This window comes from Bacillus sp. FSL P4-0290, from assembly GCF_037975435.1.
Lineage (GTDB): Bacteria > Bacillota > Bacilli > Bacillales > Bacillaceae > Bacillus > Bacillus subtilis.
Genome location: NZ_CP150253.1, coordinates 987,238 through 1,000,541, shown reverse-complemented (window position 1 = coordinate 1,000,541; position 13,304 = coordinate 987,238). Strand labels below are relative to the sequence as shown.

13 protein-coding genes are annotated in these 13,304 nt (G+C 44.1%); 6 read left to right on the top strand and 7 right to left on the bottom strand.

The features are described from left to right. Positions 1-266 precede the first annotated feature (266 nt). A complete protein-coding gene (locus tag MKY10_RS05150) occupies positions 267-1,448 on the bottom strand; it encodes a pyridoxal phosphate-dependent aminotransferase (RefSeq protein WP_029317543.1) in 1,182 nt (393 codons plus the stop codon). Positions 1,449-1,604: 156 nt separating this feature from the next. Between MKY10_RS05150 and cueR the strand changes: the two genes are divergently transcribed. Continuing rightward, positions 1,605-2,036, top strand: a complete 432-nt coding sequence (gene cueR / locus MKY10_RS05145) for a Cu(I)-responsive transcriptional regulator (RefSeq protein WP_010886460.1) — start codon at positions 1,605-1,607, stop codon at positions 2,034-2,036. A 60-nt stretch (positions 2,037-2,096) separates the two neighbouring features. After that, the gene (locus MKY10_RS05140; protein WP_009966903.1) at positions 2,097-3,431 is read left to right on the top strand and encodes a hemolysin family protein; all 1,335 of its coding nucleotides are present in this window, start codon (positions 2,097-2,099) and stop codon (positions 3,429-3,431) included. Between the two features lie 67 nt (positions 3,432-3,498). On the opposite strand, the gene MKY10_RS05135 is transcribed toward MKY10_RS05140, so the two are convergent. Then, the gene (locus MKY10_RS05135; RefSeq protein ID WP_003233335.1) at positions 3,499-4,098 is read right to left on the bottom strand and encodes a 1-acylglycerol-3-phosphate O-acyltransferase; all 600 of its coding nucleotides are present in this window, start codon (positions 4,096-4,098) and stop codon (positions 3,499-3,501) included. A gap of 134 nt (positions 4,099-4,232) precedes the next feature. Then, positions 4,233-5,228 carry an aldo/keto reductase AkrN gene (akrN, locus tag MKY10_RS05130; protein ID WP_003245422.1) on the bottom strand — a complete coding sequence of 332 codons (996 nt, stop codon included), beginning with the start codon at positions 5,226-5,228 and terminating at the stop codon, positions 4,233-4,235. A 196-nt stretch (positions 5,229-5,424) separates the two neighbouring features. On the opposite strand from akrN, the gene sigM reads away from it, so the two are divergent. Genes sigM through MKY10_RS05115 form a run of 3 tightly spaced genes read left to right on the top strand, consistent with a single transcriptional unit; the run spans position 5,425 to position 7,260 of the window. Then, on the top strand, positions 5,425-5,916 hold the full coding sequence (sigM, locus tag MKY10_RS05125) for an RNA polymerase sigma factor SigM (protein ID WP_003224177.1): 492 nt from the start codon (positions 5,425-5,427) through the stop codon (positions 5,914-5,916). Continuing rightward, positions 5,906-6,982: an anti-sigma factor gene (locus MKY10_RS05120; RefSeq protein WP_010886459.1), complete on the top strand. Its 1,077-nt coding sequence runs from the start codon at positions 5,906-5,908 to the stop codon at positions 6,980-6,982. Before sigM ends, MKY10_RS05120 begins: the two co-directional genes overlap by 11 nt. Next, positions 6,970-7,260, top strand: a complete 291-nt coding sequence (locus MKY10_RS05115) for an anti-sigma-M factor (RefSeq protein ID WP_003233341.1) — start codon at positions 6,970-6,972, stop codon at positions 7,258-7,260. The genes MKY10_RS05120 and MKY10_RS05115 overlap by 13 nt, the downstream gene beginning before the upstream one ends. Before the next feature lie 31 nt (positions 7,261-7,291). Here MKY10_RS05115 and MKY10_RS05110 read toward each other — a convergent pair whose 3' ends face one another. After that, a complete protein-coding gene (locus tag MKY10_RS05110; protein ID WP_009966899.1) occupies positions 7,292-7,720 on the bottom strand; it encodes a GNAT family N-acetyltransferase in 429 nt (142 codons plus the stop codon). Positions 7,721-7,829: 109 nt separating this feature from the next. On the opposite strand from MKY10_RS05110, the gene MKY10_RS05105 reads away from it, so the two are divergent. Beyond that, positions 7,830-9,239 carry a PLP-dependent aminotransferase family protein gene (locus MKY10_RS05105; protein WP_061891224.1) on the top strand — a complete coding sequence of 470 codons (1,410 nt, stop codon included), beginning with the start codon at positions 7,830-7,832 and terminating at the stop codon, positions 9,237-9,239. Between the two features lie 34 nt (positions 9,240-9,273). Here MKY10_RS05105 and MKY10_RS05100 read toward each other — a convergent pair whose 3' ends face one another. From MKY10_RS05100 to MKY10_RS05090, 3 genes are all read right to left on the bottom strand, one after another. Continuing rightward, positions 9,274-10,629 (bottom strand): sodium-dependent transporter, encoded by a 1,356-nt coding sequence (locus MKY10_RS05100; RefSeq protein WP_339226248.1) that lies wholly within the window; start codon positions 10,627-10,629, stop codon positions 9,274-9,276. 118 nt (positions 10,630-10,747) lie between these two features. Beyond that, positions 10,748-12,145, bottom strand: a complete 1,398-nt coding sequence (bcaP, locus tag MKY10_RS05095) for a branched-chain amino acid transporter BcaP (RefSeq protein WP_003245791.1) — start codon at positions 12,143-12,145, stop codon at positions 10,748-10,750. 250 nt (positions 12,146-12,395) lie between these two features. Next, positions 12,396-13,265: an SDR family oxidoreductase gene (locus MKY10_RS05090; protein ID WP_029726337.1), complete on the bottom strand. Its 870-nt coding sequence runs from the start codon at positions 13,263-13,265 to the stop codon at positions 12,396-12,398. Positions 13,266-13,304: the final 39 nt, after the last annotated feature.

The window sequence follows — 13,304 nt, the reverse complement described above, 5'->3', positions numbered from 1 at the left end:
AACATTGAGGTACGCGGTGTATTGTTGCCTAAGCAGAGGGCCCCATCATACCACCTCCAAAAGTCAAAGTTTGATTATAAATTGTATATTTTATTGTAACACAACTCATTCCAAAAATGATTTTTAATTTTTAGACTTTTATCATGAAGAAAGCCTTAACTGCATGCCTGCTTGTCAATTCTGCGCCTGTCTGGATTGGAAGAGGAAGGATTTTGCGGATATAAAAAGAAAACAGCCTTGAAAACTGTTTTCTTTTCTTTGCCTTCTTAAGCAAAATCTTTATATAAAGAAATGAAAATGTCCCGTGAGTTTTTAATCTGCTCGATCGGCACACTGAAGGATAATCGGAAATGCCCGCTCATTCCAAAACCGCTGCTCGGCACAATTAATAATTTGTATTTTTGGGCGGCATGCACACAAAATGCAACTTCATCTTCAATCGGCGATTTCGGAAAAACAAAGAAACCTCCCTTTGGCATTTCAAACTCAAAACCGGCTTCTTTTAAAATGTCTACCATTAAATCCCGGCGCTCTTTATAAGCGCTCGCGTCTACTCTTAAATCATCCATTCGTGCCACAGCCCGCTGCATCATGACAGGGGCATTCACAAATCCAAGCGTTCGATTACAATACACAAAAGCGTTGATCAAAAGGTCCGCATCCGGCATTCGGCTGTCCAATCCGATATACCCGAGCCGCTCCCCGGCTATGCCTAGATCTTTACTGAATGAGCTGGCCAATATCACACGATGGTACGATTGAAACGGATTTGCCAGCTCTTCATCATAGATTAATTGACTGTACGGTTCATCAAACAGCACATAAATCGTCTGGCCGCTCTTCTCTTCTATTTCTTTTAATAAAGCGCCTAAATCGTCTATATTTTTCTGGCTGAGAACCGTGCCTGTGGGGTTATGCGGTGTATTGAGGATCAGCCCTTTCGTCTGTGGAGTGATTGATTGCCTTACCGCTTCAATGTCGATCTCAAACCGGCTTGTCAACGGGCAGCTGACGGCTTTTCCCCCGTAGTTCTCAATATACAACTTATATTCGGCAAAATAAGGTGCAAGAATAATGACCTCTTCCCCAGGGTTTACGATGCTTTTTAACGCAACATTCAAAGCGCCTCCCGCGCCCACCGTCATGACGATACGCTCCGCTGAGAAATCAGCTTCAAAACGCGACCCCAAAAATTGCCCGACTTTTTCTCTCGCTGCAGGAAGCCCTTGATTTTGTATGTATCCGTGGCTGCCTTTTTCAGCTTCCTCTATTAACGCTCTCTTAAAAGCTTCAGGCGGTTCAACAATCGGGTTGCCGAGTGAAAAATCAAATACCTGGTCTTCCCCGAACTCCTTCTTCAGCCTTGCACCTTCATCAAACAGCTTGCGAATCCATGATCCTTTATTTAAATTTTCTTCAACTTCCCGGGATAACCCAGCCAATTTCATCTGTCCCTTCCGCATATAAAAATTTGAAAATTCTATCTTCCTATGTTACTTCAATCAGATGATGAATTCCACAACTTCCAATTCCGGTCTGAAAAAAACAATAAACTTGTGCAAGACACCGTTCATATATTAAACTATTCTCATAACTATAACGTGATGGTTGGGAGGGATATAGATGGGGCTGAGACTTATCGCATCAGTGAACTAGCGGCACTCGCCGGAGTAACAAAACGGACAGTTGATTATTATACGAATCTCGGTCTGCTTACGCCGGCCAGATCCTGTTCAAATTACCGTTACTACGACGAAAATGCACTCAAACGACTTATATTTATTGTAGATTGCAAGAAGCAGCGATTGGCCCTGTCCGATATTAAAGATCGACTGGAGAACCAGTTTCCCTCTTCAGCTAAACTTGATGATGAAATTGGAAATCTGGCATTAGAAATTGATCATATGAATCAAAACATCTCCGGAATCTTGCATCGGTTTGAACGGCTGAAGCCCGAGGATCGTGACAAGCTGAAAAGCAAACTCCCGCCTGAAAAGCTCGCCGTGTTCCAATCATTTATGCTGCTGTTAAGTTAAAACCATTTTATCTAACAGGAGGTGTTACCTTCATTCTCATTGCTAGAGTGAAGGTTCTAATTGGACATAGTGAATTTGATTTTAGTTGCTGTTTTAATCGCCCTGACGGCATTTTTCGTGGCATCTGAGTTTGCCATTATCAGAATCAGAGGCTCACGGATCGATCAGCTGATCGCGGAAGGAAATAAAGCAGCAATAGCCGTAAAAAAAGTGACCACGCATCTTGATGAATATTTATCTGCGTGTCAGCTCGGAATTACATTGACTTCCATCGGATTAGGGGTTTTAGGTGAATCAACGATTGAAAGGCTGCTTCACCCGCTTTTCGTACAAATGAACGTCCCAGGTTCCCTTTCACATGTCATATCGTTTATTTTTGCGTATGCCATTATCACGTTCTTACACGTTGTTGTCGGAGAACTTGCACCTAAGACAGTCGCTATCCAAAAGGCGGAAGCAGTGTCTATGCTGTTTGCGAAACCGCTGATTTGGTTTTACCGCATCGCGTTCCCATTCATTTGGCTTTTGAACAATTCCGCACGGTTATTGACCAAAGCATTTGGCCTGGAGACCGTTTCAGAAAACGAACTGGCTCACTCAGAAGAAGAGCTGCGAATCATTTTGTCTGAAAGCTATAAAAGCGGTGAAATCAACCAATCAGAGTTTAAATATGTGAATAAAATCTTTGAATTTGACGACAGGCTCGCGAAAGAAATTATGATTCCGCGGACCGAAATTGTCAGCCTTCCGCATGATATCAAGATTTCTGAAATGATGGACATCATTCAGATTGAAAAATATACCCGCTACCCTGTGGAAGAGGGCGATAAAGATAACATTATCGGGGTTATTAACATTAAAGAAGTGCTGACCGCCTGCATAAGCGGTGAGGTATCTGTTGATTCCACCATTTCTCAATTCGTCAACCCGATCATTCATGTCATTGAATCTGCGCCAATCCAAGACCTGCTTGTCAAAATGCAAAAAGAGAGGGTCCACATGGCCATTTTGTCTGATGAATACGGCGGTACTGCCGGGCTTGTGACGGTTGAGGACATCATTGAGGAAATTGTCGGTGAAATCCGCGACGAATTTGATATTGATGAAATTAGCGAAATCCGCAAAATCGGCGAAGGCCATTATATTCTTGACGGAAAAGTGTTAATTGACCAAGTAAACGACCTGCTAGGCATTCATTTAGAGAACGAAGAAGTCGATACAATCGGCGGCTGGTTCCTTACTCAAAAATACGATGTTGAAAAAGATGATTCCATCATCGAAGAGGGCTGCGAATTCATCATTAATGAAATTGACGGCCACCACGTCGCATATATTGAAGTGAAAAAGCTTCAAGAAGAAGAACTTCTGGAGACAGCTAACCAGCAGGAAGCATAATAAGAAAAGCACCTTGTATAAGGTGCTTTTCTTATTTTCACAGTTCAGGGCAATCTCTCAGAACGCCTTATAGCTGATCAAGTTTATTCTCTAGTTCTTTAATCCGCTGATTCAAAGCCTCTGTCATTGCTGCAAGTCTTTCCTTTGAAGGCAGGTGGGCAAAATCAGCCTGGTGAAGAGGCTCACCGATAATCAGCTTCATTTTTCCTTTTTTGAATAATTCTTTTCCGCTTGAAGGGCCCTGATATGCAGCGGGGACAAGCGGCGCTTTCCCCATTTGCGCAATCGTCACCGCACCTCTTTTCAAAGGCACATCCTCAGAGGTTCTTGTTCCGCTTGGGAAGATACCGACGATCTCTCCTTCTTTCAGCAGCTTAATCGGCGTTTTAATACTGCTTGGCCCGGGATTTTCCCGATCTACCGGAAAGGCATGAATTTTCTTCAGAAACGAACCGATCCATTTATTTTGAAAAAGCTCTTTTTTCGCCATGTAGTGTATTTGATAAGGAAGAATCCCGACTCCGAGTGTAATCACATCAACCCAGCCGGAATGTGTACACGCGATGACAAAACCTGAATCGGCCGGAAGGTTTTCTTTGTTATACACCTTCACTCCTCCGCGAAGAGAAAGAATAACTTTTAAAGCATTTGCACAAAACTTATACATATCGCACTTCCTTTGTCGTAATCAATGATTCTTTCTGTCATCTATTATAACAACATTTTTTATTACCTGGTACTAATTTTTAAGATTTCTCCCGTTAAAACGCCAAAAAGCTGAGGATTCGCCCTCAGCTTTTGTTATATTTCCTCTCTGGTCGGCGGGGCCATAAACTCCGGTCCGACAGGGTCTGATATCGTATTTTCCAATATAGTATTGATATCTTTCTGATCTTCACTGTTCAGCGTCCAGCCTGTAATCTCAGATAGGGCCTCAAGCTGCCCAGGCTTTCTTGCCCCCCAAAGAGCGATATCCGCTCCCGGCTGATCTAAGATCCATCTGACAGCCAAGTGAATCACTGATTTTCCATAACGTGTCTTCGCCAGCTTATCCAATTGATTGACAGCAGAAAGATACTCTTTAAAGCGGGGCTTCTGGAATTTTGGATCGTGATTACGCAGATCATCGCCCTCAAATGTATACTCTTCGGTCATTTTGCCTGTTAACAGCCCTCTGCATAAACTGCCGTATAATAATGTTGTTATCTTGTTATCTTTCGCATAAGGAAGAACACTCTCTTCCATCTCTCTTTCAAACAGATTATATGGAGGCTGAATCGTATGGAGAGGTGCGACGGCGCGAAATGTATCCATTTGCTCAATTGAAAAATTGCTGACGCCAATCGCCCGGATTTTTCCCGCATCATATAATTCCTTCATGACTTCAGCCGTTTCTTCAATTGGCACAAGCGGATCGGGCCAATGCACCTGATAAAGATCAATATAGTCTGTTTGAAGCCGCTTCAAAGAATTCTCAACTTCCTCTACAATTCTCGCTCTGTTCGCATGGCGGAACAGCTGGTTGTTCTTCCAGTCCAGAGCCGTTTTCGTTGCGAGAATCACCTGGTCTCTTTTGCCGTACTCTTTGATTGCCTTTCCGACGATTTCCTCGGACTGCCCGAAGCCGTAAGCCGGTGCGGTGTCAATCAATGTAATCCCCTGATCAAGAGCGGCGCGGATTGTTTCAATCGATGTTTTTTCGTCAGTGCCTCCCCACATCGTTCCGCCAATGGCCCATGTGCCGAGGCCGATTCTGGAGGCTTCTATTCCTGTATCTGCTATACTGGTATATTCCATTGTGCCACTCCTTCACTTTTTCACTATCTTTTCCCCTCTGGAAAAAATGTTAAACATTTCTCCGCACTATCTTTTGGGGCCATTTTTGGGTACTATATAGTAATGGTGTTTGATTAGGTATAAAAAAGCCGTTTGCATGTAATGTGCAACTTTAAACCTTTCTTATGCGTGTATAACATAGAGGGGAGAAAAGGCAGTGACGATCGATGAAATTTACCAAATGTACATGAATGATGTTTACAGGTTCCTGCTCTCCATGACAAAAGACAAGCATCTTGCTGAAGACTTGCTGCAGGAAACCTTTATGCGGGCATACATACACATTCACTCCTATGATCACAGCAAAGTAAAGCCCTGGCTTTTTCAAGTGGCGCGAAACGCCTTCATTGATTACGTCAGAAAGCATAAGAAAGAAGTAACCATTTCTGATGACTTAATCGGAAGCCTCTTTCAAAATGCTGTTCAAAGTCCTGCCCATCAGGTAGAGATAAAGGAAGTGCTGACTGGTTATATGTCCGAGCTCCCCGATAATTATCGGGAGGCCTTAACGCTATATTATTTAAAAGAGTTAAACTACAAAGAAGCATCCCATATTATGAATATTTCAGAGGCGAATTTTAAAAGTGTTTTATTTCGTGCCAGACAGCGGCTGAAAGCACTTTATAATAGAGGTGTTAATGATGAATGAAGAATTTAAAAAGCGTTTTGATCAATATAAAAATGGGGAAATGAGCGACCAGGAAATGACTGCATTTGAGGAAGAACTTGAGAAGCTCGAAGTATATCAGGAACTGATTGACAGCGAACTAGAGGACGATAACGATTGGGATCTCAGCATCAGTCCTGAAAAACAAAAAGCGATTTTAGCCTACGGCAAACGCAAGTCTTATTTGCGAATTTCTGTGCTTGCCGTCATTTCGACATTGATGATTTTGCCGCTTTGTACGCTGGGAAGCTACCTCTATTACGGAATGGGTGGAAAACACAGCACCGGCAATGAGTTTATGGAAACTGCCGCAGTCACTGTAGCCCTGACCATGCCGAATGTTCTTGTTGATACTTCCGGACTGAAAAGCCAAGTGAAGCTATTTGGAATGAATACGGAATTCCCGCTCCAAAAGCAGATTGGCACGAAGACGGCTGCCGTCGGGAATGAACGGGTTGAAATGTTTTATAACAAAGTAAAAGCGCCGGCAGTAAACTACTATGACTTAGAAGTGAATAAAACCGGCCATTACTTTACACATCCTTCAAACAAGTCTGAACAAACGACCGCAAAAGCAGAAAAAACGTTAAGCACATTGCCTGAAGGAACGGTATCAGAGGTCTACCTTTCATATGACCGTGCATATCCGACAAAAGACGTGTATAACAAATTCAAAGGCTATGATGTGAGCTTTTTGTGGAACGCAATCGAAACAGAGAAAAACACAAATAAGACAGCTTCCACAGAACCTCTTGGCTATCCTGGAAAGGATTCAAAGTTCCTGGCCGCCCTTAATACAAAAGGCAAGTCGAATGGCGATCAGTTTATCAACGCCCTGAAATTCATGTCCAAACACGAAAAATGGGCTCAGGTCATTTCAAAACGGAAAGACCTGAATGTAGATAACCGATTAGATTATGTAGAGAAAAACGGTGTCAATGTATACGGTTCGGTCGTTACAGGGCCAACCAAGGAAATCCAGCGCATGCTGAAAAATAAATCTGTAAAATCAGCGAATGTCGGCGAGGTGGAATTATGGAACTGGTAAGAATTTTTAAAGAACACAATGTATTCGGCTGGATCTCTGTCGGGACAGCGGTTCTGTCCCTGCTGTTGCTGAATTTGGCCATTATCAGCAACGTCACGTTTTATTCCTATCAAATGCTTCCGTTCGCCATGGCTGCCGTTCCGTTCGGCGTTGTTGAACTCTTCATCAAGAGAGGGCGCACAGGCCCCGGCCTGCTCGGCGTCATCCTTAATCTCTTTGTGATTATTTGTGTGTATACCATTGTATCTGTAGATACGAATTTACAGTTTGGCTTTTAAAAAAGACGCCTTTTCAGGCGTCTTTTTTTCATTACACCGGTTTTCGGAACAAATAACTTTCTATAGTAAAACCCATTTTATCTGTATAAAATCGATGTGCGTCTTTACGCTGAAGGCCAGATGAAAGACTGACAAAACCAAGTCCGGCTTTTCTCGCCCAGTCTGAGGCATAATCCAAAAGCATTTTGCCGTATCCCTTTGATCGGCAAGGTGCCGTTGTAACAAGATCCGCAATCCACAAGTGCTCTCCTTTATGAATGGAAACTCTCGGCAGAGCCCCGCACAGCGCTCTGATTGCTGTATTTTCATATAAGGCAAACAGCATATACGATTCTTTCTGCACACAGGCTTCAAGCCTTTGTAAATACGTCTCTATATCCAGTTCTGTTCTCAATTCACTCATAATCGGATACGACTCAGCCCATTCTTCTTTCGAGGTTAATTGTTTCATATGGATCATCTTCTCAATCCCCTTTCCTTTCGTTACAATGATCATAGCTAATAAATGGCATTTGCCAAATAGCCAATATCAGAAAAAATGACCATGCCAGATACAAAGGAGACATGAGATGGATATTACGCCGTTTCTTGATAAAAAGAGCAAAACACCGCTGTATGAGCAGCTTTATACCTTTTTTAAACAAGAAATTTCACATGCGCGAATAACAAAGGGAACAAGACTTCCGTCAAAACGCAGGCTCTCCAGCTTGCTCGATGTCAGCACGGCAACTATAGAACGGGCTTATGAGCAATTAACTGCTGAGGGCTATGTCAAAAGCAAGCCGAAAATCGGCTGGTTCGCGGCGGAAGTAGAACAAGGATTCCCGACAGCTCCTGACCATTTTCAGCAGTCTGTACAGCCGGGATTACATGAAAAGAACGCACCTGCTATTGACTTCCATCAAGGCAACGTTGACCCGACCCTCTTTCCCTTTAACGCATGGAGAAAAAGCATAGTAAAAAGTCTTGATCGCTATTCCGGATCGTTTCACACCTCTGGCGACCCTCAAGGAGAATACGAACTCAGGCACATGATTGCCCGATTCGTCAGGCTGTCTCGGGGAGTAAATTGTGAACCCGGCCAGATTATCATCGGCGCAGGAACCACCGTGCTTCTGCAAATTCTTTGCCTTTCGCTAAAGCCAGGTACAAAAATCGGCTTTGAAGAACCGGGCTTTCACCGTTCAAGAAGGATGTTTGAAGCAAATCACATGGATGTCACTCCGATTTGTTCTGATGCAGAAGGCGTCCTGCCGGATGAGCTCTACCGTCAGAATCCTCATCTCATGTATACGACTCCTTCGCATCAGTTTCCGATTGGGACCATTATGACGATTACCCGCAGACAGGAGCTGCTGGCATGGGCGGCAGAAACAAATTCATTCATTATAGAAGATGATTACGATGGAGAATTTCGCTACAGCGGCCATCCCATTCCGTCTTTACAGGGTCTTGATCCGAATGGCAGAGTCATATATCTGGGCACTTTTTCAAAGTCACTTCTGCCTTCCTTGCGGCTCAGCTTCATGATTGTGCCCCCTGAACTCATGGAACCGATCAAAAACAATGCTCAGTTAATGAAGCAGACCGTCTCTGTTCACTCGCAATTGGCACTGGCAGACTTCATCGAAACCGGAGAGTGGCAAAAACACATAAATAGAATGAGAAGCTTATACCGAAAAAAACACGCTGTCCTGTTAGAAGCCATCCGCTCTGAACTAGGAAACACCGTTGAGATTCTCGGTAAGAACTCGGGGCTTCACATCCTGCTGCGCCTTTTGTTTCCAGCAAGTGAGGAAGAAGCAATACAAGCAGCCGCTGACCACGGTGTAACCCTCTATCCCGTGTCTCCCTCATATATAGAACAGACGCCTTTTACTTCTGTCTTAATCGGTTATGGCGGTTTGTCAGAAGAGGATATCAGGCTCGGCATCCAAAAACTGAAAACGGCATGGGCACCGTTGATATCATCTTATTAAATAAAAAACAGGCCCCGGAAACGGAGCCTGTTTTTTAAAATGATAAAATTCCGATTAAATTTAAGAACACGATAATAATGGCAAGCGACACGATAAAACGAAGCAAATAAAACCATGTGTAAAAGAATGCTTTACCTGCATTTGATCCATTTCGCATTTCAGCCAAGAGTTCGCTTTTCGAAATTTTCAGCGGGATAAATAGAGAAATTAACAAAGCGCCTGAAGGCATCAAAACATTGCTGACGGTAAAATCGGCAATATCAAAAAACGTTTTGCCAAATAGGTGCACATCACTCAAAACGCCATAAGACAAGCAGCATGGGATTCCGACCAAAAAGATCAAAAGCCCGCTCGTCCATGACAGTTTTTTTCTCTTCTTTTCGTCCCCTTTTCCGATTGTGGCAACGATAATTTCAACCATCGAAAATGCTGAGGTTAAGGCTGCAAATAAAAATGCAACGAGAAAACCGATAAAAAACAACGTGCCGAACGGAAGCTGTTCAAAAACGGCCGGAAGCACTGTAAACAGCAGTGTCGGTCCTTCATTTGGCTGAAAACCGAATGAGAAAACCGCCGGGAAAATAGCCAAACCTGCCAAGAGTGTCACAATGATATTCATCAAGACAATGGAGGCTGCCGAACGAGGGATATTTTGTGTTTTCGGCAAATAGGAGCTGTAGGTCACCATCACCGAAACCCCCAGTGTTAACGTAAAGAAGGCCTGTCCCAGCGCGAATAATATGGATTCCGGAGTCAGATCGCCGAAATGAGGCACAAGCAGAAACTTTACGCCTTCCATTGCACCATTAAGCGTAAGAGACCGAAGAACGAGCAGAATAAACAATAAAAACAAAATCGGCATCATCACCGCGCTTACCCGTTCAATCCCTTTTTGAACCCCTCTTGCGACAACGATGACAGTAAGTACCATAAAGACAAGCTGAGCCGCGAGCGTCTGCACCGGATTTTGGATAATAGAAGCAAAAAGAGCGCCATACTGTGCTTGAGAAAGCCCGGACAGTGAGCCTGACGCCGTTTTTACGATATACAGCAAAATCCATCCCCCAATTACACTGTAAAACGACAGCACTAAGAAACACGCGGCTACGCCGATCCACCCCGTAAGAAACCAAGCTGATCGCGGCGCTTCTTTTTTATATGCATCAATGGCATTCGTCTGGTTCCGTCTTCCAAAAATAAATTCCCCCACCAAAAGCGGATAGCCTAAGAGGATGGTAAATAACACGAAGATAAGAAAAAAGGCTCCTCCCCCATTGGTCCCCGCTACGTAAGGGAACTTCCAAATCGCGCCCAAGCCGATAGCCGAGCCGGCCGCTGCCATGACGAAACCGATTTTCGAAGCCCATTGGACTGGTTTTTGCTCAGACAATAAACGTCACTTCCTTTCCAGCCTATATTATCTCTTATTTTTGTCTTCATTTCTATAGATTCATTTGCGAAGAACAGAAAAGAGAGCGGCCTGTATGGACGCTCTCTTTATCAAAAGGTTATTGATTTAATTTTGAATGCTTTCTTGAATACAGAAAATAGATTACCAAGCCGATTAACAGCCACACTAGGAAGCGGACAATCGTCACCCATCCCAGATTTAAAATCAAGAACAGGCAGAACAGAATCGCCAGGCCTGGGATCACGGGAACTCCCGGGCATTTAAAAGCTCTCGGAAGATCAGGCTGTTTCTTTCTCAAAACGATAACTGCCACAGAAATCAGGACAAATGCCGACAACGTCCCGATGTTTACCAGCTTTGCAAGTTCATCCAGCGGAACAAGTGAGCCGAGAAGCGCCGACATCGTTCCGAAAAACCAAGTGGCTACATAAGGTGTTTTGTGCTTTGGATGCACTTTAGAAAGTGAACCCGGCACAAGTCCGTCACGCGACATGGCAAACATGACGCGGGTCTGCCCGTAAAGCATCACGAGCATAACTGTTGTCATTCCCAGCACGGCGCCAATATCAATGATGCCTGCCACCCAATTTTGCCCTGCGCTTTGAAGAACAAGAGAAACCGGATGATCCACACCCGCAAATTGAGCAAACGGGATAACCCCAGTCATGATGGCTGATACGGTGACATATAAAATCGTGCAGACCAGTAAAGAGAAAATAATGCCTTTAGGCAGATCCTTCGCGGGATTTTTCGTTTCTTCCGCAGCAGAGGATACAGCGTCAAATCCGATAAAAGCAAAGAATACGAGCGCCGCTGCACTGAACACGCCGCCAAAGCCCATTGGCATAAACGGCTGCCAGTTGTGCGGCTTCACGTAAACGGCTGCCACCGCGATAAACAGCAGAACAACCAGTATCTTCAAGATAACCATGATATTGTTGACTCTTTTTGATTCTTTGATGCCTAAATAAAGCAAATATGTGATCGCCATTACAATGACGAATGCAGGAAGATTAAACAGGGTAAAGGTGCCTTTCACTGCGCCCGGTGCCGCTGTTAAAGCAACCGGAAGATGAATGCCGAGCCCTGATAAAAACGATTGGAAATAACCAGACCAGCCGACCGACACTGCACTTACCGCCAGCATGTATTCTAAAATTAAATCCCACCCGATAATAAAGGCCATAAGCTCTCCCAATGTCGCATAAGTGAATGTATACACCGAACCTGAAACAGGCACACTTGACGCAAATTCCGCGTAAGACAGGGCGGCGAATAAACAAGCCAACGCCGCCACAACAAATGAAATCGTCAGCCCGGGACCGGCCGTGACTGCGCCTGTTCCCGTCAGAACAAAAATCCCTGTGCCAATAATGGCGCCGATTCCAAGCAACGTTAAATCAAATGCCCCTAATTCTCTTTTTAAAGACTTTTCCCCGCTCGTCGCAGCGATTAAATCCTGAATGCTTTTCTTCCTAAAAACGCTCCCTTTCATTCCCCTTCAACTCCCGATCATCTATTTTTATATATTTTATTTGAATTTTCTGAATTCATGAGTAACAATGGTCATTTTTCTTTTTTTCTACTATATTTGTACTGGTCGCGAATCATTCCTTTCTCCTACTCAATATTATATATAAAATTGCAAAAATGAAAACAAAATTGTTAGAAAAATCGACAAATTTTTTATTTTGAAATTTTTCACCACACAAAAAAACCAGCTCTGGAGCTGGTTTTTTCGTTGATCACGTTGAAATAAAACGGCCGCCATTCACATGAATGGTCTGCCCTGTCATATAGGAAGATTCGTCAGACGCCAGCAGAACATAGGCGCCTGCATGCTCAACCGGCTGTCCCGGTCTTCCCATTGGGGTATCCAAGCCGTGCTGTTTCACTTTTTCCTCAGGGAATGTCGCCGGAATAAGCGGTGTCCAAATCGGACCGGGCGCCACCGCATTCACTCTGATGCCTTTATCTGCGAGCGACTTCGCCATGGAACGCGTAAAGGAAACAATCGCACCCTTTGTGCTGGAATAATCAATTAACGCCGTATCCCCTTCATAAGCGGTAATCGATGTCGTATTAATAATGGCACTCCCCTCTTGCAGGTGAGGCAAAGCTTTCTTCGTCATATGAAACATGGAAAAAATATTTGTGCGATAGGTTTTTTCCAGCTGTTCTGTTGAAATATTGAGAATGCTGTCCTGGGGATGCTGTTCAGCGGCGTTGTTCACTAAGATATCGAGTTTACCAAAATGGTCCACTGTTTGCTGCACAGCTTGTTCACAATGGTTCTCGTCCCCGACATCTCCCGGGATAAGCAGGCAGCGGACATTCTCCTTTTCGATCCGTTTGCGTGTTTCCTCTGCGTCCGAATGCTCGTCTAAGTATAGAATGGAGATATCAGCCCCCTCTTTAGCAAAGGCAATAGCTGCTGCTCTACCTATTCCGCTGTCGCCTCCAGTAATGATCGCGACTTTTCCTTTCAGTTTTCCGCTTCCTCGATAATCCTCGTCCTCTGACAGCGGCAGCGGATTCATTTTTGACTCAATACCCGGCTGTCTGTCCTGATGCTGCGGTTCTTGTCCTTCTGTTTGTCTGTCCATTGGGTTCACATTCATCACTCCTAGACATGTGGTTGATACTGAACGTTA

Coding starts and splice junctions, on each gene's coding strand:
- MKY10_RS05150 (WP_029317543.1), bottom strand. CDS start 1,448: ATGAAATTGGCTGGGTTATCCCGGGAAGTTGAAGAAAATTTAAATAAA.
- cueR (WP_010886460.1), top strand. CDS start 1,605: ATGGTTGGGAGGGATATAGATGGGGCTGAGACTTATCGCATCAGTGAA.
- MKY10_RS05135 (WP_003233335.1), bottom strand. CDS start 4,098: ATGTATAAGTTTTGTGCAAATGCTTTAAAAGTTATTCTTTCTCTTCGC.
- akrN (WP_003245422.1), bottom strand. CDS start 5,228: ATGGAATATACCAGTATAGCAGATACAGGAATAGAAGCCTCCAGAATC.
- MKY10_RS05120 (WP_010886459.1), top strand. CDS start 5,906: ATGATGAATGAAGAATTTAAAAAGCGTTTTGATCAATATAAAAATGGG.
- MKY10_RS05115 (WP_003233341.1), top strand. CDS start 6,970: ATGGAACTGGTAAGAATTTTTAAAGAACACAATGTATTCGGCTGGATC.
- MKY10_RS05110 (WP_009966899.1), bottom strand. CDS start 7,720: ATGATCCATATGAAACAATTAACCTCGAAAGAAGAATGGGCTGAGTCG.
- MKY10_RS05105 (WP_061891224.1), top strand. CDS start 7,830: ATGGATATTACGCCGTTTCTTGATAAAAAGAGCAAAACACCGCTGTAT.
- bcaP (WP_003245791.1), bottom strand. CDS start 12,145: ATGAAAGGGAGCGTTTTTAGGAAGAAAAGCATTCAGGATTTAATCGCT.